Here is a 23,102-nt window from a genome sequence, read left to right as displayed (position 1 = left end):
AAGTTGCTGCCTTAGATTATGGGCATCAGTTAAGGAGAATGGACAATGAAAAAAATATTCAACAATCAACTCGGCACGAAGTTTGGTTTCGTGTTGTTTTTGTTTGTGTTGTTGCAGATCCCGGTATCTATGGTCAGCGGGCTTATTTCCGAACGTTCGCACCGCCAAGATGAGGTGAGGCACGAAATCGGCCGCAGTAGCAGTGGTGAGCAACGTATTATCGGCCCTTTTATTAGTGTTATCTATAACGAGCCTGTATGGGTTGAGGGCAAAGTTAACTTGCTAGAGCGCCGTAAGTTCATTTTGCCAGAAACGTTTGATATGAACGCGTATTTAGACAGCTTTGAAAAGTACCGGGGTATTTATCGTGCGCGGTTATATAAGGCCCAGACAGCATTGAAGGGAACCTTTGATCTCTCCCCGTTGGATGCGCTTAGCCAATATGAGATCACCAAGGCCAGCATGGTTGTTGGTATCCGCGATAGCCGAGGGTTAATTCGATTGGATGATATGACGCTAGGTGGCAAGGCATTTGAATTGATCCCCGGTACAGGTTTGAACCAGCTCCCACAGGGTTTTCATAGTGTGCTCGATCTCAGTCAGTTAGACATCGCGCAGCCACTGGATTTTGATCTGAATTTTTTGTTGCAGGGGATGGGAGAATTACAAGTTACGCCAATCGGTAACAGAACGAATATTGAATTAGCATCGGCTTGGCCACATCCAAGTTTTATTGGTGATTACCTGCCTGTCTCGTCGGAGATATCTGAAACAGGGTTCAAGGCACAATGGGCAAGCAACAACTTTTCGACCAATATTTCTCAGCTGTTTGAAAATTGTATGTCGTCAGCGTCATCATGCCATGAGCTAGAGCAGCGGCAAATGGGCGTGGATTTGATTGATCCGGTTGATCACTATCTGAAGTCACACCGCGCTGTGAACTATTCGCTGCTGGTTATTACGTTGGTTTTTGCCAGTTTCTTTTTGCTAGAGCTGTTTCAGTCTCGTCCGCTTCACCCGGTTCAATACGGTTTTGTAGGATTGGCGCTGGCCTTGTTTTATCTGTTGTTGATTTCGATGAGTGAACATATGGGCTTTAATTGGGCTTATGTTATCTCGGCATTGGCCTCAACGGGTTTGTTGAGTGTGTACGTGGGCGGGATGCTGGGCAATAACAGGCATGGTATGGTTTTCGGGGCTTCTTTGTTGTTGCTATATGCCATGTTGTTTGGCCTGCTTCAGGCTGAAAGCTACGCGTTGTTGATGGGAACGCTGCTATGTTTTGTTATTCTGAGCTTGGTAATGGTATTAACCAGAAATATCAACTGGTATGAGCGTAGCCAAAAAATATCAGAGGCGATTGCTAACGAGAAAAGTGAAGATGCGAAAAATTAAAGAATTATATAATAACAAGAGCCGCGTATGCGGCTCTTCAGCGGTAACCATGCCTCTGTTTCGTTTTTCATTGAAGTATGCATTGCTCAGTATGCTGATGTTATTCGTTTTAGTGGTTATTGCTGCCTATGTTCGCGATAGTTTTGTACGGCCGACATTGGGGGATGTGTTGGTGGTGATATGGCTTTATTATTTCTTTGCTTCGGTTATTAATCTACCATCTAGAATACTGGCTATCGCTACAGTATCGGTAGCATTTATGGTAGAGCTTGGACAGTATTTTAAAATTGTACAGTGGCTTGGCCTTGAACCATCATCACCGTTGCATATTGCTCTTGGCGCGACATTTGACTGGCGGGATCTTGTTGCCTATTCCGTTGGCGGTGTGTTGTGCGTAATCATGGATAAAAAGCCATTAGTACGTTGACTATCAATGGTTTTTAAATGAATATTTCAGCTGTTTCTGGTCTCCGTCGGTTAAAATCGTTAACGAGAAATCGGCTTCTGATTCTTATCCTGATCCTGAAATGTACATGGACTTTTTTAAAAGCCCTGAGGCTGTCGATACGTTGCAGCAGACAATAGCACGCTTAACGTCGGCATTTTCAGATGCAGAATTAGACGGTGAGTTTTACGTTCCTATTGGCAGCAAGCAAGACGGCTGGTTGATTGCCGTTAATAACAATACCGGGGCCGTTGCTTTGTTGGGCCATGATCCGCTTGGTATCGAAATCAAAGCTGCATCTATTTACGATTTCTTTAGCTAAGAATAAAAATACTACGCATAAATTGTTTAACGCATGTCAAGATAGGTGCCTTTTTATCTACTAGCTCGTCTATAACCAAGGATAACCAACCATTATGAATGTTGTTTTTTAGAGCAAACACTCTAAAATAGCAGCTACGCGGTTTTGTAGGTAAGTAGGTAGAATAATGAGAGTAAGGCCCCTAGTTCTTCTGACATGCTGTGCGGCATTAGCGATGCCTGTATCAGTACTGGCGGAAGCCCCGCCAGCCCAGTCAGCAGTGGTAGCGCAGACTCGCCAGCAGCCAGTGAGTTTTTTGGATGCTTGGCAGGTCGTTCTGAGAGAAAGCGATGCCTTGGCAGCCGAGCAGGCGAATATTGATCGTGCAATGCACCTGCAAGATGCAGCCAAAGATCTTTACCTGCCTAAAATCACCGCATCGGCGAATTATACGCGTCTTGATAGTCCAGTTGAAATAAAGCCTTCTGATTTACTCGAGAGTATGCCTGCCGGTGATGCTCTTGGGCCTTTGTTGGGGCAATTGGGGATCGCAGGCAAACTTGACCCGCTATTTACTTCTCAGCTTACTGAACGCGATATTTTTTCAAGCTCTATTCGGGCTATCTGGCCTATTTTCACCGGCGGTCGTATTTCTGCCGCTCAGGATGCCGCAAGCGGCAAAACTCAAGAAGCTAAATATATGCTGGCAATGAAACAGCAGGCCAAGTTTGAGGATTTGTCGAAATTTTACTTTGGTGTTGCCTTGACTCAGCAGGTGTTGCAAACACGAATAGATGTCGAAGCCGGTTTACTTGAGCACTTTGAGCACGCGAAGAAACTCCAGCAACAAGGTCAAATTGCCAAAGTGGAGCGGTTGCAGGCAGAAGCGGCTTACGACAAGGCCAGAGTCGAGCGGCAAAAGGCCGAGCGGGGCTTGGAAATTGCCCAAGTAGCCTTGACCAAACTACTTAAACTCCCACAACCGGCAACGCCATCGACGGCTTTGTTTACCAATGTCTCGCTACCTCCGCTTGATGGCTTTGTTCAGGCGACACTGGCTGGTTATCCTGGGCTTTATATTCTAGATGCCAAGAAAAAGCAGGCATCAGCTTTGATTGATGCCGAAAAAGGTAAATATTACCCAGAAGTTTACCTGTATGGTAATTACCAATTGCATGAAGAAGATACGCTGGCTGCCAAGACAGCCCCCGATTGGGCCGTTGGTGTCGGGGTGAATATCCCGCTGCTCGATAACAGCGGTCGTTCCGGCAAGGTGCAGGCAGCTCGCAGTGCGGTGACTCAGGTGACGCATTTGCGTGCACAAGCCGAGCAGGATCTGTCGGTCTTGGTCGAGAAGACTTACCGTGAAGCTTTGCAGTCGCTGGAAGAGTATAACGGTTTGGCATCAAGCCTTGCCTTGGCGGAAGAAAATTTGCGCTTGCGGGAGCTCGCCTTCAATCAAGGGCTATCGACGTCGGTCGATGTTGTCGACGCCCAGCTCTACATAGCCAGTGTTCGTACCCAGCGAGCCGCTGCGGCCTATCAATATGTTATTTCGCTGTCTCGCTTGCTTGCGGTGAGCGGTAACATCAATCAATTCAAACAATACCAGCAATACCAAGGTGTAGAGGTTCAGTCATGAGTAAATCCAAATCTTCAGCCGCATTAGCTGTGGCAATTCCAGCGGTAGCGTTGGTCGGCTGGCTTGGTTACACCTTTTGGGATGCCTACCAGCCTGAACCCGTGCGCATGCAGGGACAAATCGAGGCCCAGCAATACAATATTTCCTCCAAGGTGCCTGGCCGTATTGATACGGTTTTGGTTCGCAAGGGGGACATGGTTAACAAAGGGGATTTGATCTTTACCCTGCTCAGCCCGGAAATCGACGCCAAGTTGATGCAGGCAAAGGCGGGTGAGCAGGCTGCCGATGCACTGGCCGAGCAGGCTGAAAAAGGAGCCCGCCAACAGGAGATCCAGGCGGCGGGTGATCAGTGGCGCAAAGCCAAGGTTGCCGCCTCGCTAATGGAAAAAACCTATCAGCGGGTCAATAACCTCTATAAAGAAGGGGTGGTGGCCGAACAGAAGCGCGACGAAGCCTTTACCCAGTGGCAGGCGGCTCGCTACACCGAGCAGGCTGCGTACCAGATGTATGCGATGGCACAAGAAGGGGCCAGAACCGAAACCAAACGTGCGGCACAGGAAAAGGCAAAAATGGCAGCGGGTGCGGTGGCAGAAGTCGAAGCCTACGTGGCGGATACCCAAATTGCCAGCTGGTTCAATGGTGAAGTATCCCAAGTGCTGCTGCATGAAGGCGAATTGGCTCCACAGGGATTCCCCGTGGTGAGCGTGGTTGATATGAACGATGCATGGGCGGTGTTCCATGTTCGTGAAGACAGCCTGAGTCATTACCAGCCGGGTCAGGAGTTCAGTGCCAAGATCCCTGCGCTTGGTTCGCAGGCTTACCGTTTTAAGGTCAGCCATGTGGCAGTGATGGGGGATTTCGCGACTTGGCGGACAACGGATGCCAGTCAGGGCTTTGATATGCGTACCTTTGAGGTTGAGGCCCGTCCGGTAACGGCGATCGAAGGGTTGCGCGTAGGCATGAGTGTCGTGATTGACCCGCAATAATCGTAGCGGTGGGCTTTATGTATACACAACAAACTCTACCGGAAGCTGATGTGCAGCCTAGCTTTGGCGCACGTTTGCTGCGGGAATGGCAGTTGATTCGCCGCGATGGCTGGATACTCTCAATGGTGACATGGCTGCCGTTACTGCTGTGTGCCGTGATGTGGGGGATCTTCTCAGCAGGCATAGCCCGTGATCTGCCGATTGGTGTCGTTGATTTGGATAACAGCACGCTATCGCGCCAGCTGATCCGCACTTATGATGCCAGCCCGGTGATGTCAGTGGCATCCTCCTATATGCAAGTTAATGAGGGTAGCCGTGCGCTGAAGGGCGGTGATGTCTATGCCGTGTTGGTGATTCCCCCCAATCTAGAGAAGCAAACCAAATTAGGGGAGTCACCCACAGTGACGGTTTGGTACAACAGTCAGTATATTTTGGTCGGAAAGCTGATCAACTCCGCGGTATTGCAGGCGCAAGGTACATTGAACGCGCAGGTTGAAACGCTGAAGAACATGGCGACGGGAAGCCCCGTTCCGGTGCAGGCCTTGGGCAAAGCGCTGTCGTTGCGTTCTCAGATCACCCCGCTCTATAACAGCAACAGTCATTATGGCCAGTTTTTGGTGGCGGCGGCCATTCCGGCCATTTGGCAGATTGCCATTGTGATCACCATGGTGATGGCATTATCAGCCGAGAGTCGTAGCGGCACGATACAAGCATGGGTAGGGGGGGCAGCCGCTGTCGGCATTGGTTGCCAAGTTGCTATCATACCTGTTTCTTTTTGCGCTTCAGGGGCAGATTTTCTTCTGGTTCCTCTATGGTGTGTTGGATTGGCCGATGCATGGGCATTGGGGCATTATCTTGCTGGCTCAGGTTTTGATGGTTCTAGCCTGTCAAGGTGTTGCCTGCCTGTTTTATCTGCTGCCGTTGGATGCCACCAAGGCCATGAGCTTTGCGGCGGGCTTTACCGCGCCGGCCTTTGCCTTTGTTGGGGTGACCTTCCCGGTTACTGATATGCCTGCCTTTGCCCAATGGTGGCGGGCGATGCTGCCGGTATCGCATTATCTCGATATTCAGCTGCATCAGGTCAATCATGGCCAATCATGGGCAGAAGCGATGCCTCAGTTGGCCGTGTTGTTGGTTTTCATGGGGTTATTTATCGTCGCCTGGCTGCGATTGAAAACTCTGGCTGCAGTTAACCGTCAACCTGTTGTATCAGAGGGCAAAACGGTATCGGAAGGAGGCGAACGATGAGTTGGCGCGCTTTGTTCAAGTTTGAGTTGCGAGCAATTTTTACCAACCAATCGTTGCTCTTTACGGTGTTCGGTGGGGTATTGATTTACTCGTTTTTGTACCCACAGCCTTATATCAAGCAACTGCCGCGCGAGCAGCAGATTGTGGTGGTCAATCTTGATAATACTCAATTGAGCCGTCAGTTGGTGCGGATGGTGGATGCCACACCGCAGGTCAAGGTTGCCGCCCATGCGGGCGCGTTGGCAGAAGCCAAAACCATGATCAATGCAGGTGAGGTGCAGGGGCTTTTGTTGATTCCTGAGCATTTCAACCGCGATTTGCTGATGGGCAAAAGCCCGACGCTGGCTTATGCCGGCGATGCCGCGTATTTCTTGGTATACGGTACGATTGTAGAGGGGTTGGCCAGTGCCGGCGGAACCATGGGGGCTCAGGCCAAAGTTGCCCGTATGGTAATGGGCGGTGAGAACCTAGAGCTTGCCGCGGATCACTATACAGCGATTAAGCTCAATGCCCAGCCGGTGTTTAACCCGACGATGGGTTACATTAATTATGTCGTGCCAGCGGTGTTCGTGTTGATTTTGCACCAGACGCTGCTGATTGCCGTTGCATTGCTTGGTGGCGGCCAAGGGGAGTATTACCGAGCGGGCCATACGGGGTATTGGGTGCAGTATCCGGCATGGCGGGTTCTGCTGGTACGCGGTATCTGTTTTACGCTGATCTATATCCCGCTGTTGATGTATTACTTTGGGTTTAGCTTCGAGTATTACGGTATTAGCCGCCTGGCCTCGATATATCATTTGGTGCTAATCGCCGTTCCGTTTTTGTTGGCGGTTATTTTTTTGGGAATGATTGTTGGCCAGTTGATCCCAAGGCGGGAGTTGGCGACGGTGGTTGTGCTGCTTAGTTCATTGCCATTGGTCTTTTCTGCGGGGTTCATCTGGCCTGTTGAAATGATCCCAGACGGGATCGTGGTATTGGCCCAGTTGGCGCCATCAACGCCGGCCATCAATGCCTTTTTGCGGTTGAATCAAATGGGGGCCGAGTTTAATCAGGTTATTGGCTGGTGGGGGCAGTTATGGTTGCAAACTGTTGTCTACGGCGTGATCGCCACTTGGTTAATCGTGCGGGTTAAACGGCGCGGAAAAACACCGATTAAATTATCTTAATTAAAGAGGCAGCCCCCTTTTGATGCAATCTGAGGGGGCTGTTTTTGTTTATTGCTGCTGGGTTGTTGGCGCCACATAGGCTTTGGTGCCCCACAGCGGCACGGTAGACAGGCTGTGCTTGAAGCTGCCGTCAGTCTCTTTGGTGGTGTAGGACAAGTAGAGCAGCGTCTGATTCTCAGGATCATAGATGCGTCTTACTTTCATGGTCTTGAAGAAAATACTCTTCGATTGCTTGAAGACCACTTCGCCCGATTTGCTCTTGTCGATCTTGGCGATCATTTCCGGTGTGATATCGCCGGTTTGGCGGCAGGAGATAGAGCTGTCGCTTGGGTCAGACAGGCTAAGATCCGCTTCAACCGAGGCGATATGACAGGTAACACCAGTTACCACCTCATCTTTCAAATGCCCGATCTTGATGTCTTTCAAGGTGAACATCCCTAGTGAAACATCCCCGACTTCGTTGTCGGAGCAGCCTGTCAGCAAGGTACCGGCTGCCAAGCAAAGCGCAATTAATCGTTTTGATTTCATTCTTATTTTCTCCACTTATATCCAAGCACTTTGGCGCTGCCTGAGCATATATTGCTGTGATAGTAGCATATGCCTGTCTAACATCCGCGTCCTTTTTGCCCATTAATCCTTTGGTCTTGCCGTTTATTTAGACTTGGTACTTAGCTGCCAGAGTGTTTCGGCTTTGCTGCCGATAAGCCAAAAACTCAAGGCTAGCCCGGCAAAGAACAGTGTCTTGTGCATTGAATCCCAGAAGTATTCGAAATAACGGGTATATAGGTTAATCAGCAAAAACGTCATGGCAAAACCGCCTATGAGCTTGTCATTGGTACGGATGCCATAGATGAGCAGCCCGATACAACTGGCGATGGCCAACAGTGCCCAGTGTAACAATTCTGTTTGGGCTACTTTCGCCCATGATGCTGCGTCGCCGTAGTTGCCGACAATCGATATGATCCAGAGCGATGAGAGCAGATAGAGCAGGCCGATGAAGCGGCTGGGCTCATAAAGGGGATGGTATTTGGGATGACCCTGTAGCCATTTGGCACCGGTCAGAACAATGCCGCCCAGTATGAGCATTCGCCACGGTATATTGAGGCCAAGAAAGTAGCCGTTTTCATTGGATAGTACGCTGGTTTGCTCTATTCCCCATCCGGCAAAGAATAGCAAGGCAAAAGACCAGATAAGCATACTGCGTAGCCTGAAGCCAAGAACGGCCAGAATCAGGGTCAATGCGAGTAGGAACCAGGCAATGTGTACCCCTTCGAATAGTGTTGTCTCGCGGATGAAGCCAGCAGATACCGAGGTGAATAAGACCCCGAAAAAATAGAGAGCTTCGTTGCTTACTTGCTTATCTGGTGAACGAATGCGGCGATTGAAGCCGAAGCGGAAGGCAAACGCAGCAATGGCGGCACTGATAACGGCCAGCACACTGGCAGGTGTATCAATGAGCTTTGCCAGGAGCATGAGTAAATAATCATCAGCTAATAGTACACCGACGGAAATGACCAGACAGGTAATGGCAATCCAGAAGGAGTAGACGGCCAATAACTTCCAGTTAAAACCGACAATGTCATAGCTTGTGTTGAGTGATGCAGCTTGAGGCTCTGATATTAGGCCTTCTTGCTGCCAATAGGAGATTGCCTGTTTTAGGGTGGCAGCCTGTTTCTTGGTGACTTTCATCGCGGGCTCTTAAAACAAAAACGCAGCCTGAAGGCTGCGTAAAGTCGGCTATGAGGCCGACGGTGAGAAGGAGGTGTGGATATATCGCATAACATAGGAAATGCGCTATTGGTCATTCTCATTATCGGTAATGGCTTCTGGCATGAATGTCAGAATGTGCTGTTCGGATGTCAGCGTCAAAATATTATTTTCCAGTGATGCGTTATTCCATTCTTGCAGTGATTGGGTCATAACAGCTTCAATGGTGGCTTGGTCGTCTTGAATACAGGCCATTTTTGTTGCCCCCATGTTAGCAAGGCGGAATTTATTGCTGTCACGGATCTCTGCTTGGCCAAAAAAACGATTACAGCCGCTGAAGCCTGATACTTTCAAGTCGGCATCAATGGCCATGCCTGGGATCGTCCGTGGTTCATTGATCGTGACATCTTTGCCATCAACCTTGGTCAACACCCAACTTTGCTGGATATTTTGTACGGAAAATCCTTGTGGGGTTTCAGATTCACAACCCGTTAGAAATAATGGGATGGCGAGTAACGGGAGCAGCCACTTTTTCATAAAATCACCTTCAAGGAGCTCTGGATATCTTAATTTCTGCAACAGGTGTTGCTACTTGGGTATAATAGTAGCATTTTTATTTCATAACCTTAACGTACAAAAAACTGTCATTGGGGCTAACCGCGGCCAAAATAGTTAACTTCACCATCTCTGAAGCTAATATCTTGGTTTTTATCTGGACGGTATCCTTCGAGCGCATTTTTGGCTTCGCAATAGCTGCCGCCTTGGCTGAATATTTTCCTCGAGCCATCAATAGCGCGTTCCGCATCTCTGCGCACGGTAGGGCTTGCATTGCGATCACTAAACACCATTTGTTTTTGGTTTAGCAGCCGGGTCAACTGTTGTTCGCAGATGTCTTCGTTGTCCGGAAGGGCATTATCATCTGTTGATGCACTGTACGCATTGAAAGTGTTAAGGGCGAGAACAAAGCCCATAATTATTGTTTTATATCGCATTGCTCACCCCAGTATAAGTGGAAAATCGTGATTATAATTGCTCTGGTGGTATAGGCAACTGTATGTTTGCTGATAAATCAGCTTATTGCTCGGGTATATGTAAATTAATGGCGTTTCATTGAGTTTGGTTCAGGAATATTTATAGAAGAGGGAGCTTTTCGAGGCATTTGCGACACAAGCATTTTTCGGTATCAATTCCGGAGGTATCCCTCGGGGCAACGGTGGAGCACCAACAGGTAGAACGACCGGCGCTGAGATCGCAATGGGCGGGCTCACCGCATTGACTGCACAAGTGAGTGGAGGCGATACCGCGGATTTCACCCATGATTTTTTCTTGCTGATTGTCATTTAGAGTACGCCACAGCTCAATTTCTTTCATTGTACGGTGGCAACCGCTGCAAATACCGTTGTTATTTTTGCATTTTGCAACACAAGGGGTCTTCATGATGGTCTCGAATTGGACGGCTAAAAACAGCGTAACATTAGCATAGTGTCAAACTACTTCATAGCGGGCGAGTTGCCAATGACCGAAGGAATGAACGCGCCCGGCATGATGATGCGTAGGCGCGTGATAAGCGCGTGATAGGAGCGATTATTGATGGGTTGGGCGGTCGCGTTTGCGCCAAATCGTCATTTCCGACAGGCTGTGTTGAAACTTGCGTTTGGTCTCTCGGATCACGAATGGAAGTTCTTTGACGGCGACCAGCTCGAAGTGGGGGATTAGGGTTTCGGTCAGTCCGTCGAGTGTTGTGAAGTTTTCCCCGTTGATTTTGATCCCGCCAAGCCATTTGTCTTTGTCGGTATAGCTTTCGAGCCAAGTATAGGGCGATGCGATGACCAAGTATCCGCCTTCGTTGATCCGCTGGTGGATGGTGCTCAGAAACTGTTTGGGATCGTTCAGGCGGTCAATCAGGTTTGAGGCATAGATCAGATCATAATGGGTGAACTGGGGCTTGAGATTACAGGCATCCCCCTGACTGAAATGGATTTTATCGCATAGTGACTGATAGCCGAGTTCCTCGAGGGTGACGCTTTTGAATTCGACTAAGTCGCCTTCGGTTTTAATGGTATAGCGTTTTTCTCCTTGTTCGGTTAGTGAATATGCCTGCTGGATAAACCGGGCCGAAAAGTCGATACCGTCAACATGGTCAAATATCTTAGCCAGCTCGAAGCTGGCTCTGCCGACAGAGCAACCAATATCCAGTGCTTTTGTGTGATGGGTCAGTTGAATTTCCCGCAGGCATTGTTGGACACCGTTGATACAAAAGTTAGGGACTGAAAAGTATTCATCACCATAGTGGAATTCTAGGTATTGGGAGATCAGCTCATCGGTCTCATAGACATTGAGAGAAGCCATGCTATCGGGCGATTGCTGGGATTCGATATAGCGGAAACCGGCATGTTGGTAGAAATGGCGGCGAAACGCGTAGCGTGATGTCCGGGTGGATTCATTGCCGGTTGATATCCATGAACCGCCTTTGATGAGGGTATGTTTGCCATCAAATGTCGGGGTGGAGAAATCATCGTAGAGCGGGTGAACGGCAAAGCCGGGGAAGCCATCAATACAGGTTTCAGTCCACTGCCAGACATTGCCAACGATGTCGCAGAGCCCTTCGGACTGGAAGCGGTCGACAGGGCAGGACGACGCAAAATAGCTCAGTTCGATATTGCCCGGAGGCTCGTGCCAATGGGGGGAGTCACTGGTGATGCTTTGCCGCAGTATGTGCCATTCGGCTTCGGTAGGTAGCCGTATGGAACGCTGTATTTGTTCGGCTTTCCAGTTGCAGAAAGCTTTGGCCTCTAGCTGGTTGACTTCCACTGGCCAATTTAATGGTAGTGGGATCTCTTCGGTTAGGTTGCGCTGGAAGTAGCGGTTGTTGTGGTAACGCCAGAAACGGGGCATTAAAGCCTGGGTATAGGCCAGCCAGGCTTGGCCTTCTTCGCTCCAGTATCGATGTTGGCGGTAACCATCGTCATTGACAAACTCGAGGTATTCTTCGTTGGAGACTAGGTATTTTGCGGCCTTGAACGGCTCAACCTGAAAGGATTGCTTACCGTATTCGTTATCCCAGCCGTAGGTCTCGGCATCGGCCTCTTTTCCTAACATCACATTGCCACCAGTAACGGACAGGAAGCAATTGTCAGGGGAAGGCCCGCTGTCTTGGCAAGCTGGCCAGTCTGGGTGTGGGGTGATGCTGGCAAGAGGGAGCTGGCGGATAATAACCGATGAAGTTTCTAAATGGATCCGCTCATGTTCGATCCCCATCAGGATTATCCATGCGGGGCATTGTGCGGTAATTGGCAGATCCAAAGGCATGTTATCGATAACGTTATTGACAAGGCTGCAAACCTCATCGCGGTATGCTTTCACCTCTGCAACGCTCGGCCAGTTGTAGTGGCTGTCGTCAAGATCGTCCCAAGACATTTCATCCACCCCAATGGCAAACATTGACTCGAAGTGGCTGTTGACGCGTTTGTTAATGTATTTGCCTAGTTTGAGTTTATTAATATAGAAGGTGGCAGTGTGGCCAAAATAGAAAATGAGCGGATGGCGCAATGGCTCCGCTTTAAGGTAGTAACCTGACTCATCGTTGATGAGTGAGAAAAGGGATTCGTAGAGCTGCCAAGTGTGATTGAAGGCATTTTTGAGTTCTTGGCGTTTTTGGTTGCTATCGCTCCCGGATAAGAGGACAGTTTTTGTCGCGTAAGGTAGATGTTCATTCATCTATTTGTATTTCCATTTGATTTAATCCTAAAACCTAAAGATAGACAGTGAATTGGATTGTCACCAATCGGCTTTTGTTTCATGTTGATCTGATAGGTGGGCATAGCAAAGGCAAACCTCGGCAGGTGAGAGATGGCAAGATATCGTCGTAAGTGGACAATACCTACTTGGATACTGGTGGGGATGGGATTAATGCTGAATATTATTTCAGCGCTATTAACCAATTTTTATATTGATGGTGCAACCCGGCAGGCTAACGACCTTTTGCAGCAGCAACAAGCCAATGACAAGCTGATTAATTTAGTATGGCAGCAGATAGAAACCCTAGAGCGAAAGCGTGAGCATACCCTGGTTCTGTTAGCCGTCAGTGATATGGCAGGACAGGCATTGCCAGATCCGGTTCGCGAGGTGTTACAGCAGGATATTGCTAACGTATTGCCGGATTTAACCATCAAGCTAACGATGAGTGAGATCCCATACCTGATGCAGCAGTTTGATAGGCTACAGCAATCTCAACGTGAAAAGATCAATACGTTGTATTTTGATAATCAGGGACTTATTAAGCTGCATGCGGGAAAAATGGAGGGCATCTCAATATTGAGAAATCTGGCATTGTTTCTTCAGATCATGGGGTTGGCACTGATATTGGCGCGTGATTTGAATCGCCGGGATTATGCTCGGTAGACAAGGGAAAGACCCTGCGTAACAGGGTCTTTATGAAAGGGTTAGGTGATTATTTGTTGGTTGAATGGAATGCGAACCGTGATGATTCTTTACCATTCTCAGTACGGGCTTTGTATTTGATAGAGCGAGAGTTTTGCAGAGTTAAAGGAATAAATACGCGGCCGTTTTCATCTGTTTTGTAGCTTTTTCGTTGCTGAGGTACATTCGCGACAGATACCGATGCATTGGCTGCAGGTTGACCGTTTTCAGTAACGGTAACCCATGCCCCATTATGGGTATCGGCAACACGGATATCTGCGAATACAGATGTTGACATTACAATTGCAGCGGTAGCGGTTAGTACTTTCAAGCTAGACATAATCTTCACCTCATTGATCAGTGGCTGATGCCATATGTGTTTGCTTTTGTGATTATTATTGTGATGCGCATCACATTCAGAATAATAGACCTGAAAGGAGTCGTTATCTTTCAAAAAAGTGACTAGTATTCGATACTGCATAAAAATCAAAGTGTTATGTTATAGACTAAATTTTCACTGAGTATAAACTCGTAGGTTGGTGTTGAGAGTTGGCGGTTGAAGCCTAATTCCTCATTATCAAGCCCAATGTAATTATAGTTAATTACGGGTCAATTCATGGTTAAATATTCCATATGATTGACGTTAATGATTGATATTTAAGTTCTAGTATTGATTTTTTCACTTTAATGAAATTATCCACTGCTAGTACGTTGTTTATACCTCTATGGATCATTGCTCTAATATGATGATTAATTTAACGTTATAAAATAAGAGTGAATTTTGAGTATTTTATAAAACGCATAATGGAAGTTGATTAAGGGCTGAATTTTACGCGCAAGGAGAGCGAGAAGATGGCGACAATAAGGCATGCAGAAAAAAGTGATGCGGTAGCAATTAGGGATATATATGCCTGTCCATCGGTGTATGCAGGGACATTGCAGCTGCCGTTTCCGTCGATTCAGACATGGGAGCAAAGGTTGGATTCTCAGCCGGCCCATCATTACAGTTTGGTTGCGGAGGTGAATGGGGTAATTGCTGGCCAGATTGGAATTTGGGGGAATAGCAACCCACGGCGGCGCCATGTAGTGGGTATCGGAATTGGTGTTCGGGAAAACTATCAAGGACAGGGGATTGGCAATCAATTACTTGAAGCGGCCATCGATCTTGCTGAAAACTGGTTGGGGGTAACTCGTATAGAGTTGAGTGTTTACACGGATAATACGGCTGCCATTGCATTTTATGAAAAATGGGGGTTTGTTATTGAAGGAACAGCTTGTAATTACGCTTTTAGAGATGGTGAGTATGTGGATGTGTATAACATGGCACGGATAAAGAGAGCTATTTAACATCAAGATCGATGATGCAGAAGAAGGGCAGGGACATCTAAACCCTGCATAATGCTAGTAAGTATAGCTGTTGGTATCAGGCGGTAGCCGCAGCCGAGATAGGACTGCGCATTTCATAGTATTCGATGTTTTCTGAAATCATATTGACCCTAATTGCATCTTGTTTAGTCATTACGTGATTCATGCCTATTTTTTCCAAGACTTTTCCTGGATGAGGTTCTCGGCTGAAGTGTTGGCCATAGATCAAATCCAAATTGAGCTTGTTAAATCCAAATTCGGCGATTCGGATTGCAGCTTCGGTACAGTAACCGTTGCCCCAAAAAGGCAGGCCGATCCAGTAACCGATTTGGGCACTTTGGGATTCGATGTTGTGGAGGCCAACACACCCGATGAGCTGTTCGTTACTTTTGAGAGTGATGGCATAAATGGCGGATTGGCCGCTGTTCCAGCCAGCCAACAGCCTACCGATCCATTGACCTGCTGCGCCATTAGGATAGGGGTGAGGGATGTTGATGGTGCCATTAGCGATTTCGATCTTGCCAGCAAGCTCTTGGACCTTGGTGGCATCGGCCAGTTGAAATGGTCGGAGGATTAGCCTGGGGGTTGTCAGTAATGGTTGGCGAGTCATTGTTATTCCTCTTTAGTCGTATCTAGTCGTAGTTAAGCCTTGTTGACATTTTTTGACCAGTACCTAGATCAAATTACAGCGTGAATATTGTGCAAGGCGTATGCAATTAATGCGATTGTGTGATGGGACTGCGAATAAAGATAAGTTAGTTTGCCTATTTTATAAGGCGGGTGTGTAAATGTGACTTGCTAGACAAAATGCTTTTTTTTCAACGCCTTGATGAGCAGTTAGTGCCTATTGGTGCTTAAGAAGTAAATCTAGATCACAAAAAACTTGCAAAGTAGGGATTGCAAAAGTATCCTGTGCCTCTTATATTGAATTCGTTGGTAACAAAAAGAGGTGAAATCAGTAAAACAATTGACTCCGAAAAAGTCTGCGTTATATTCATTTCTAGCACCAACAGTTCTTTAAACTCCCCAACTTCATTGCAATAACCAAGCTTGAGAAAACAAAGCGCTTGAGATTGTTCTATTGTTGTTTGTAGCGAGTAGTGACGTTTTACTTTCATCTTAATGTCATAGGGATGTAATAGACGAAAGGGTAAAGTAAAACTGTTTAAATGAGTAAGAACGGTATTAAGTATTGAGAAATATCAACCTTACTCGTTTTGGATAAATGAGAGGTGAATGATGAAAAATAGAAGCCGCCGTCAGTGGTTCTATCACAAGTCACAGGTTAGCAGCCTGAAAATGAAATCAAAATAATTGTATCTAGGCTCAAAGCCAATATTTTGATTGACCATTAAATTTGCTAAAGAAGATGCCAGAAGCACCTAGTGATCCAGTGTTTCTGGCCTAATTTTTTTATTGTGTTTATTGATATACGTAACCGCTAATTTGCGCCGTTTCTGGAATAGATGAAACTTTCGCACCGCCAAGATAAATATTCCCTCCCACGACAAGATAATTAGGTAATTCCGTAATAGCGGTATTAGCTAAATACAGATTTCCACCTACGTATAGATAGGGTGGCAAATTTTTAATTTTTGTTCCCATGAGACTGAGATCCCCTTTTACATGTAGGCCATTATTTAAATAAGTGATCGCGGAGTGGGCGAGATTAATGTATCCACCAACAGCCAATTGCGAGGGTAATTGCGTGATATGGCTATAGGCTAAATCCAAATTTCCTTTCACTGTGAGCTTATTAGGTAAAGCCGTGAGGCGGGACATTTCTAAGTTTAGATTGCCTTTTACAATAAGTGGGTCTGGCAGTGAAATACGACCGGCGCCACGTAGTGAGATGTTGCCATAATTATCGGTGTAGTTAAGTAGTTTGATATTGGAAACAAACTCGTTCCCGTAGCTATGGTTAGGATAGCTGGCAATACCTGCTGTGCCGATTAGGCCGACAACACATGCAGCAGTACGAAAGAGGCGACGTAGAGCTTCTGATTTTCCTGATAAAACATGATGTTGTGTGCCGTTCATAGTTATCTCTGGTTATTTTTCGACAATAGTTCTGCGCGGAGTTTTCCATTTATTGGCAAAAATATCAATGATTTGGTTGTTGATGATTGCCGATGGTGAATGTTCCTTGCTCCTTGCTTTGGCTATCTAGTTACCTTGTTTGTCTGTGGGATCAGCCTTGAGTATGGGCTTGCGTTACAAATATTCGTGCTCTGCAAGGTGATTTTTTATTCGGAGTGGTTCAGGAGTCATGTTTGATACCCATCGGGATGAATATTGGCCTGACATGGGAATAAAAATTTGTCACTATAGCTAAAAAGAATATCAGGCAGTTAAGGAGCATTATGTCAACTGTAAAGAAGAAGGTTCTTATCTTATTCGCCCATCCTTCGCCGAATCGTTCAGAGATCAATGTGCCTCTGTTTCATTCTTCAGGTGGTCATGATGGCGTGACATTGGTTGATCTTTATGCCGAGTATCCAACTTTTCGAATCAATATCGATCTAGAGCAACAGAGGTTGCGAGAGCATGATGTCATTGTCTTCATGTTCCCTATGTATTGGTACTCAACGCCTGCAATTTTGAAAGAGTGGCAAGATCTTGTATTGGAATACGGTTTTGCCTACGGGACAGACGGAACGGCACTGCATGGCAAGACGTTCCTATGTGCGCTAACTGCGGGCGGGGCAGAATCAGCTTATCGTGCCGACGGCTATAATCATTTTTCGGTTCGGGAGTTATTGCACCCCCTAGAGCAGACCGCGGCTTTGACGGGGATGCGCTATCTTGCTCCTTTTGCATTGTTCGGTGCCCGGACGGCTGCAGAAGAAAGGCGGATTGGGCAGCATTTGGATGATTGGCAAAATGTGTTGCTGGCCCTGCGTGATGATCGCTTGGACTTGATAGCGGCAGGGGCGGCATCGCGCTTGAATGATGATTTGTCCGCCGTGATTAGGGAGGCATAGTAATGACAGGTTATTTTATTCAGGCCTTTATCTATCTTTGCGCTGCGGTGATTGCTGTGCCGTTGGCAAAACGGTTTGGTCTCGGTTCGGTTTTGGGGTATCTCATTGCTGGTGTGGTGATCGGGCCGGTTGTCGGTTTGGTTGGCGACGAGACATTGGACATTCAGCATTTTGCCGAGTTTGGTGTGGTGATGATGCTGTTTTTGGTGGGGCTTGAGCTTGAACCGAGGATGCTGTGGGATATGCGTCACCGCTTGCTCGGGCTTGGCGGGCTGCAGGTGGCCCTCAGCACTGCCATTGTGATGGGCGTGGCGATGTTTTTCGGTACGGCTTGGACGGTGGCACTGGCGATTGGCTTGATTTTTTCCCTGTCGTCAACGGCAATTGTCTTGCAGACGTTTAACGAAAAGGGGTTATCGAGAACCGAAGGGGGCCGTAATGCCTTTTCGGTGTTGTTGTTTCAAGATATCGCCGTGATTCCGATGCTGGCATTGATCCCGTTGCTGGCATTACCGGAGTTGGTTTCTCAGTCTCAACAAGTGGTTGCAGAAGCCGCAGGCCATCATGAGGAGTTGAGCTTGGTGGCTGGTCTACCGGGATGGGCTTACGCGATGGTAATTATTGCCGCAATTGCTGCGGTGGTTGTTGGTGGTCATTTTCTTAGCCGGCCGCTATTTCGTTTTGTCGCCGAGTCAGGTGTGCGCGAGATCTTCACTGCAACGGCATTGATGTTGGTGATTGGTATTGCTGCTTTGATGAGTCTGGTGGGATTGTCACCGGCACTGGGGACATTCTTGGCCGGTGTTGTGCTGGCAAACAGTGAATTTCGTCATGAATTAGAATCCAATATTGAGCCATTCAAGGGTTTGCTGCTGGGGCTGTTCTTTATTACGGTTGGTGCCGGGATCGATTTTTCGGTACTTGTAGACAATATCGGCATGGTGCTTGGTATCACTTTGGCTGTGATGGTTGCCAAGGCATTGGTATTGTTCGTGCTTGCTCTTATTTTTAGAGTAAAGGGAAGCGATCGCTACTTACTGACATTGAGCCTTGCTCAGGCTGGTGAATTTGGTTTTGTATTATTGAGCTATTCAGTGCAAAACCATGTTCTGCCGCAGGATATCGCACAGGTACTGGCATTGGTGGTCGCTATTTCGATGTTCCTGACCCCTGGGCTTTTCATTTTATTTGATAAAGTGATCTTGCCGCGCTTTGAAGAGCAGGCCAATGAGCGGGAAGCAGATGCAATTGATGAAACGGGCTCGGTGATTATCGCGGGCATTGGTCGTTTCGGCCAAATTGTCAACCGTCTGTTAGTGGCCAATGGTGTTAAGACAGTCGTTCTTGACCATGAAGCCGGACAGATAGAGAACATGCGTTCTATTCGGATCAAAAGTTATTTTGGCGATGCCACTCGACCGGATTTGTTGCATACCGCGGGTATTGAAGAAGCCAAGCTGCTGGTTGTTGCCATTGATGAACAAGAGCGTGCGGTGGAGCTGGTGGAATATGTTAAGCATACCTATCCCCATGTTCGTATTTTGGCTCGCGCTTATGACCGTGGTCACCATTATTCCCTTCGCTGCGCGGGGGCAGATTTCATTATCAGTGAGACTTACCATTCCGCATTGACGCTCGGTACTCAGGCCCTTAAGGATTTGGGGGTGCATCCATTCAGAGCCGAGCAATTACGCGAAACATTTATAGAAACGGAAACGCGCAGTAAAGAAGTGCTTTATAAGGCATGGAAAGAGAATACAGAGGACAGTAAGTTCAATGCGACCTATCGGGAATTGTTCATGCAGTTGGAAGACGCGTTGAGTGACGTGATGAAGGCTGACAGGCATGACAAGCATGCATCTTCTGAGCGAGGATGGACACCACCACCGAAAGGCTATCTTGATGCGGTTGCTGAAATGCAGCAAGAACTGGACGAGGCAAAGCCATCAAGTCAGTGATCCATTGAGTCGGTAAGTTCCCCAAAAAGTGCAGAGTGATCTGCACTTTTTTTATGCTCATTATCCGTGAGCGGATTAAGTGAACCGATTGCTATTGGAAAGAGAATTGTTTTTCCCTTCTCTTGGTTTATTTGCGCAAACGCTTTCGCTTGCAGGGTAAACGTTTGCTTTAGTAAAACTAATGTATTTTAAGGGGCGGTAGGCTATTGATTAGCGCGTGGACACAAATATTTACATTTGTTGGATATTTGTACAAGCGAATAGATATCACAAAAAAAATCGCGCAAGGGGGTTGTTAATGTGATCTGTATCTCTATATACTCCGACTCCGGTCAGAACCTTAGAGTTCAGCCACCTTAGTTACAAGCTGTCACCATGGAAAGTGAACGACCCACGGAGTTGGACCGGCATTAGTTTAGCTTGTTAATTTAGGTGACTTATATGTATTGCACTTGGGCGGACAATTTAACCTTGACTGGGCCTTATGGCTTAGCTCCCCTCTTTTCAGCTTTCTCCCCGAAGGCGATGTTCCCCGTTGTAGTACAGAAAGTGACACCTTCATTTTTCGCTTCTTCATCAAGAACCCAAAGCAACAGGACGAAATAATGCAGTTGTTAATTAGTATTGCCGGTATTCTGGTACTGGTATTGTGCGCCTACGCGCTATCTGAAAACCGAAAAGCCATTAATTGGCGTACGGTCGGTGGTGCGTTGTTGCTCCAGGCCGGATTCGCGGCATTGGTATTGTATATACCACTAGGGCAGAAGATGTTGGGTGCAATGAGTAGCGGTGTTGCCAGTCTTCTAAGTTTTGCCGATGAGGGTATCCGTTTCCTATTTGGTGATCTGGCCACTGGTAATTTCATTTTTGCAATTCGCGTTCTTCCTCTTGTTATTTTCATTAGTGCTCTTATTTCCCTTCTATACCATCTAGGTGTGATGCAGTGGGTCATTAAAGTGATCGGCGGCGGCATCCAAAAAGCATTGGGCACTAGCCGCGCTGAATCTCTTGTTGCAACTGGTAATATCTTCCTTTCTCAGGGTGAGTCCCCACTTCTAGTTAAACCATTCCTACCACAAATGACACGTTCTGAGCTATTTGCCGTGATGACAGGTGGTATGGCTTCTGTCGCGGGTAGTGTACTGGGTGGTTATGCTGGCCTTGGTGTGGATCTGAAGTATCTGATTGCTGCAAGCTTTATGGCTGCACCGGGTAGTTTGTTGATGGCCAAGCTTTTGGTGCCAGAGCAAAGTGTAGCGGTTGAGCAAACCGATATCGAAATGGCAAAGAGTGACCACAGCAATGCGATCGACGCGCTAGCTGCTGGTGCAATGAACGGCATGAAGGTTGCTGTTGCAATCGGTACAATGCTGATTGCTTTCGTGAGTGTTATTGCGATGGCGAACGCGGGTCTTGAGACTGTCGGCAGCTGGATTGGTATTCAAAACCTGACTTTCCAGATGCTTCTAGGCTACTTGTTCTCGCCATTGGCTTTCGTTATTGGTGTTCCGGCATCTGAAATGCTGCAGGCTGGTTCGTTCATTGGTCAGAAGATGATTCTGAACGAGTTCGTCGCTTTCCTAGATTTTGTTAGCGTTAAAGAGACCTTGTCTCAGCACAGCCAAGTTATTATCACTTTTGCACTGTGTGGTTTTGCTAACATCGGTTCTATTGCTATCCAGATTGGTTCAATTGGTGTAATGGCTCCTGAGCGCCGTAGTGATGTTGCTAGCCTTGGTTTCAAGGCGGTATTGGCAGCAACACTGGCAAACCTGATGAGTGCTGCTCTGGCTGGTATTTTTGTTAGCCTGTAAGCTGTAACAAACAGGAAAAGCCGCTTCTTATGAGGCGGCTTTTTTATATTTCGGACAATGATAAAATGTGTTCTTAATATTACTGAGTTAACCATCATTTAAAATTGAATAAAAAAAGATAGATGGTAATCATTAAAATTAAAGTAATGATATTAGGTATATTAGCCAAGGTAAACATTTCTTATCCTCTCAGTGGCTTATCTCGTGATCTGTCTTCTTGCTTACAAATCAACTTTTGTTTTTCTCCTTTTGTGTCTTAGATATAAGCATTTGATTTTAATTGCATTTTTCTTTTGTTTTATTGTTCGGTGTGTGACTCATCTTTGTTTTGTACAGTATAGATTGGCTGTTTTCCTTGATAATTTGTCGGGCTAGTCGCTGATCTTTAGTCATACGTAATCATCTAATATCAGAAACAGGCAGATAATACTGATGATAAAAATAATTATTGGAAGTTGAGGTATTATATTCATATCGTATCCTTACATGGTTGAATAATGTTTATTGAACCCTATGCTTCATCAATGTAGAAATAGGCTCTTTGGTGATGAATCTATTGCAATAAACAGTACCACAGTAAGGATGTGCATATGGTATCATGTGGGTATCAAATGAAATGCGTATATATTTCAGTTAATTAGGCGCTGTAGGTTATTGAAATGCCGACTATTGAAGTAGCCGGCATTGTGCAGAAGTTAGCGTTTATCAGTATCGAATTGCTTGATAAGGACAGAGGTATCGGCTCGCTGATAGCCCCGTTGCTGCAATTCTTCGTACTTGGCATCAACTTGCTTGGCGAGGGGAAGCTCGATATTGAGTTTGTCTGCAGCGTCAAAACAGATCCCCAGATCCTTGCGCATCCAGTCAATGGCAAAACCAAAATCAAACTCATCCTTTGCCATGGTTGCCGCGCGATTTTCCAGTTGCCATGAACCTGCTGCGCCATGTTTGAGCACCTCGGTCATTTGCTCAATATCCAGCCCGGCAGCTTTGGCTAGGGTTATTGCTTCAGAAAGTCCCTGTAAAATACCAGCAATACACAGCTGGTTGGCCATTTTGGTAATTTGACCAAAGCCTATTTCTCCCATGAGGGTGGTGGCCTTGGCAAAGCAATCGATTATCGGTTTGGCTTTATTGAAGGTGGTTTGATCACCGCCAACCATTACGGTTAGGCAGCCATTGACGGCGCCAGCTTCACCGCCGGAAACCGGCGCATCGAGAAAGGCGAGAGATTTTTCGGCTGCATGGGCGGCAATTTCGCGAGAAACATCAGCAGAGGCGGTGGTGTTATCGATGAGCACAGTACCGGGCTTTGCTGTACTGAGGATACCGTGTTCACCACAGTAGACTTCTCGAAGATCATCGTCGTTACCGACACAGGTGAAGACAAAATCTGCGGAAGCTGCCGCTAGGGCAGGGGTCAGTGCATATGCCCCCGGATATGTGTCAGTCCATTGTTTTGCTTTGGCGGTGGTACGGTTATAGACAGTAACGTCATGGCCAGCATTAGCAAGGTGGCCTGCCATAGGATACCCCATGGTACCAAGGCCAATGAAGGCGATTTTAAATTGTGTCATTGAAAGTATCCTTGTGACATTGTTGTAACCAAGATACACATAGGCACAAGCTTTACAAAAATAATTTTCATCATCGGCGTAATAATTGCTTGTGT

Annotated in this window: 23 protein-coding genes and 1 pseudogene; 13 read left to right on the top strand and 11 right to left on the bottom strand. The window is 47.0% G+C overall.

Annotated features, from left to right (window positions below):
- Positions 1 to 45 precede the first annotated feature (45 nt).
- The 8 genes and pseudogenes from creD (at position 46) to ACSF8X_RS21035 (ending at position 7,183) form a co-directional block, all read left to right on the top strand.
- Positions 46 to 1,395: a cell envelope integrity protein CreD gene (gene creD / locus ACSF8X_RS21070; RefSeq protein WP_500851338.1), complete on the top strand. Its 1,350-nt coding sequence runs from the start codon at positions 46 to 48 to the stop codon at positions 1,393 to 1,395.
- Positions 1,382 to 1,822, top strand: coding sequence for a ribosomal maturation YjgA family protein (locus ACSF8X_RS21065; protein WP_500851337.1), 441 nt, complete (start codon positions 1,382 to 1,384; stop codon positions 1,820 to 1,822). Before creD ends, ACSF8X_RS21065 begins: the two co-directional genes overlap by 14 nt.
- Positions 1,823 to 1,928: 106 nt before the next feature.
- On the top strand, positions 1,929 to 2,162 hold the full coding sequence (locus ACSF8X_RS21060) for a hypothetical protein (RefSeq protein WP_500851336.1): 234 nt from the start codon (positions 1,929 to 1,931) through the stop codon (positions 2,160 to 2,162).
- Positions 2,163 to 2,328: 166 nt separating this feature from the next.
- Positions 2,329 to 3,783: a TolC family protein gene (locus ACSF8X_RS21055; RefSeq protein ID WP_500851335.1), complete on the top strand. Its 1,455-nt coding sequence runs from the start codon at positions 2,329 to 2,331 to the stop codon at positions 3,781 to 3,783.
- The gene (locus ACSF8X_RS21050) at positions 3,780 to 4,769 is read left to right on the top strand and encodes an HlyD family secretion protein (protein WP_500851334.1); all 990 of its coding nucleotides are present in this window, start codon (positions 3,780 to 3,782) and stop codon (positions 4,767 to 4,769) included. Before ACSF8X_RS21055 ends, ACSF8X_RS21050 begins: the two co-directional genes overlap by 4 nt.
- Before the next feature lie 17 nt (positions 4,770 to 4,786).
- A pseudogene (locus ACSF8X_RS21045) lies at positions 4,787 to 5,416 on the top strand (ABC transporter permease); the annotation flags it as partial.
- Between the two features lie 94 nt (positions 5,417 to 5,510).
- Complete coding sequence (locus ACSF8X_RS21040) at positions 5,511 to 6,017, top strand: ABC transporter permease (protein ID WP_500851333.1); 507 nt, start codon at positions 5,511 to 5,513, stop codon at positions 6,015 to 6,017.
- The gene (locus tag ACSF8X_RS21035; RefSeq protein WP_500851332.1) at positions 6,014 to 7,183 is read left to right on the top strand and encodes an ABC transporter permease; all 1,170 of its coding nucleotides are present in this window, start codon (positions 6,014 to 6,016) and stop codon (positions 7,181 to 7,183) included. Before ACSF8X_RS21040 ends, ACSF8X_RS21035 begins: the two co-directional genes overlap by 4 nt.
- 48 nt (positions 7,184 to 7,231) lie before the next feature.
- Here ACSF8X_RS21035 and ACSF8X_RS21030 read toward each other — a convergent pair whose 3' ends face one another.
- The 6 genes from ACSF8X_RS21030 to ovoA all read right to left on the bottom strand — a co-directional run bounded on the left by ACSF8X_RS21030 (position 7,232) and on the right by ovoA (position 12,607).
- Positions 7,232 to 7,711, bottom strand: coding sequence for a CreA family protein (locus ACSF8X_RS21030; protein WP_500851331.1), 480 nt, complete (start codon positions 7,709 to 7,711; stop codon positions 7,232 to 7,234).
- Between the two features lie 123 nt (positions 7,712 to 7,834).
- Positions 7,835 to 8,872, bottom strand: coding sequence for a hypothetical protein (locus ACSF8X_RS21025; RefSeq protein WP_500851330.1), 1,038 nt, complete (start codon positions 8,870 to 8,872; stop codon positions 7,835 to 7,837).
- A gap of 105 nt (positions 8,873 to 8,977) precedes the next feature.
- The gene (locus ACSF8X_RS21020; RefSeq protein ID WP_047880418.1) at positions 8,978 to 9,427 is read right to left on the bottom strand and encodes an META domain-containing protein; all 450 of its coding nucleotides are present in this window, start codon (positions 9,425 to 9,427) and stop codon (positions 8,978 to 8,980) included.
- A 116-nt stretch (positions 9,428 to 9,543) separates the two neighbouring features.
- Positions 9,544 to 9,882: a hypothetical protein gene (locus tag ACSF8X_RS21015; protein WP_500851329.1), complete on the bottom strand. Its 339-nt coding sequence runs from the start codon at positions 9,880 to 9,882 to the stop codon at positions 9,544 to 9,546.
- A gap of 139 nt (positions 9,883 to 10,021) precedes the next feature.
- Complete coding sequence (locus ACSF8X_RS21010) at positions 10,022 to 10,261, bottom strand: cysteine-rich CWC family protein (RefSeq protein ID WP_420835135.1); 240 nt, start codon at positions 10,259 to 10,261, stop codon at positions 10,022 to 10,024.
- Positions 10,262 to 10,474: 213 nt separating this feature from the next.
- Entirely contained in the window at positions 10,475 to 12,607 is a 2,133-nt protein-coding gene (gene ovoA / locus ACSF8X_RS21005; protein ID WP_500851328.1) for a 5-histidylcysteine sulfoxide synthase, read from the bottom strand.
- Positions 12,608 to 12,799: 192 nt separating this feature from the next.
- Between ovoA and ACSF8X_RS21000 the strand changes: the two genes are divergently transcribed.
- Positions 12,800 to 13,291, top strand: coding sequence for a hypothetical protein (locus ACSF8X_RS21000; RefSeq protein ID WP_500851327.1), 492 nt, complete (start codon positions 12,800 to 12,802; stop codon positions 13,289 to 13,291).
- Between the two features lie 49 nt (positions 13,292 to 13,340).
- Here the strand turns inward: ACSF8X_RS21000 and ACSF8X_RS20995 are convergent, their stop codons facing one another.
- Positions 13,341 to 13,649, bottom strand: a complete 309-nt coding sequence (locus ACSF8X_RS20995; RefSeq protein WP_047880438.1) for a hypothetical protein — start codon at positions 13,647 to 13,649, stop codon at positions 13,341 to 13,343.
- Between the two features lie 512 nt (positions 13,650 to 14,161).
- Between ACSF8X_RS20995 and ACSF8X_RS20990 the strand changes: the two genes are divergently transcribed.
- Entirely contained in the window at positions 14,162 to 14,656 is a 495-nt protein-coding gene (locus ACSF8X_RS20990; protein ID WP_500851326.1) for a GNAT family N-acetyltransferase, read from the top strand.
- A gap of 76 nt (positions 14,657 to 14,732) precedes the next feature.
- On the opposite strand, the gene ACSF8X_RS20985 is transcribed toward ACSF8X_RS20990, so the two are convergent.
- The 3 genes from ACSF8X_RS20985 to ACSF8X_RS20975 form a co-directional block, all read right to left on the bottom strand.
- Entirely contained in the window at positions 14,733 to 15,284 is a 552-nt protein-coding gene (locus ACSF8X_RS20985) for a GNAT family N-acetyltransferase (RefSeq protein ID WP_500851325.1), read from the bottom strand.
- Between the two features lie 262 nt (positions 15,285 to 15,546).
- Positions 15,547 to 15,792, bottom strand: coding sequence for a hypothetical protein (locus tag ACSF8X_RS20980; protein WP_500851324.1), 246 nt, complete (start codon positions 15,790 to 15,792; stop codon positions 15,547 to 15,549).
- Positions 15,793 to 16,096: 304 nt separating this feature from the next.
- Complete coding sequence (locus tag ACSF8X_RS20975; protein ID WP_053062559.1) at positions 16,097 to 16,714, bottom strand: hypothetical protein; 618 nt, start codon at positions 16,712 to 16,714, stop codon at positions 16,097 to 16,099.
- A 323-nt stretch (positions 16,715 to 17,037) separates the two neighbouring features.
- Here ACSF8X_RS20975 and ACSF8X_RS20970 point away from each other — a divergent pair, with 323 nt between their 5' ends.
- The 3 genes from ACSF8X_RS20970 (at position 17,038) to ACSF8X_RS20960 (ending at position 21,430) form a co-directional block, all read left to right on the top strand.
- Positions 17,038 to 17,658, top strand: coding sequence for an NAD(P)H-dependent oxidoreductase (locus ACSF8X_RS20970; protein ID WP_047880411.1), 621 nt, complete (start codon positions 17,038 to 17,040; stop codon positions 17,656 to 17,658).
- A gap of 2 nt (positions 17,659 to 17,660) precedes the next feature.
- Positions 17,661 to 19,616, top strand: a complete 1,956-nt coding sequence (locus ACSF8X_RS20965) for a monovalent cation:proton antiporter-2 (CPA2) family protein (RefSeq protein ID WP_500851323.1) — start codon at positions 17,661 to 17,663, stop codon at positions 19,614 to 19,616.
- Between the two features lie 605 nt (positions 19,617 to 20,221).
- A complete protein-coding gene (locus tag ACSF8X_RS20960; protein ID WP_047880409.1) occupies positions 20,222 to 21,430 on the top strand; it encodes a NupC/NupG family nucleoside CNT transporter in 1,209 nt (402 codons plus the stop codon).
- Positions 21,431 to 22,125: 695 nt separating this feature from the next.
- Here the strand turns inward: ACSF8X_RS20960 and ACSF8X_RS20955 are convergent.
- Positions 22,126 to 23,007, bottom strand: coding sequence for an NAD(P)-dependent oxidoreductase (locus tag ACSF8X_RS20955; RefSeq protein ID WP_047880408.1), 882 nt, complete (start codon positions 23,005 to 23,007; stop codon positions 22,126 to 22,128).
- Between the last annotated feature and the right edge of the window lie 95 nt (positions 23,008 to 23,102).

Source organism: Photobacterium panuliri, from assembly GCF_059920555.1.
The sequence above is the reverse complement of the archived record's forward strand: the minus strand, read 5'-3'. Positions and strand labels throughout refer to the sequence as shown.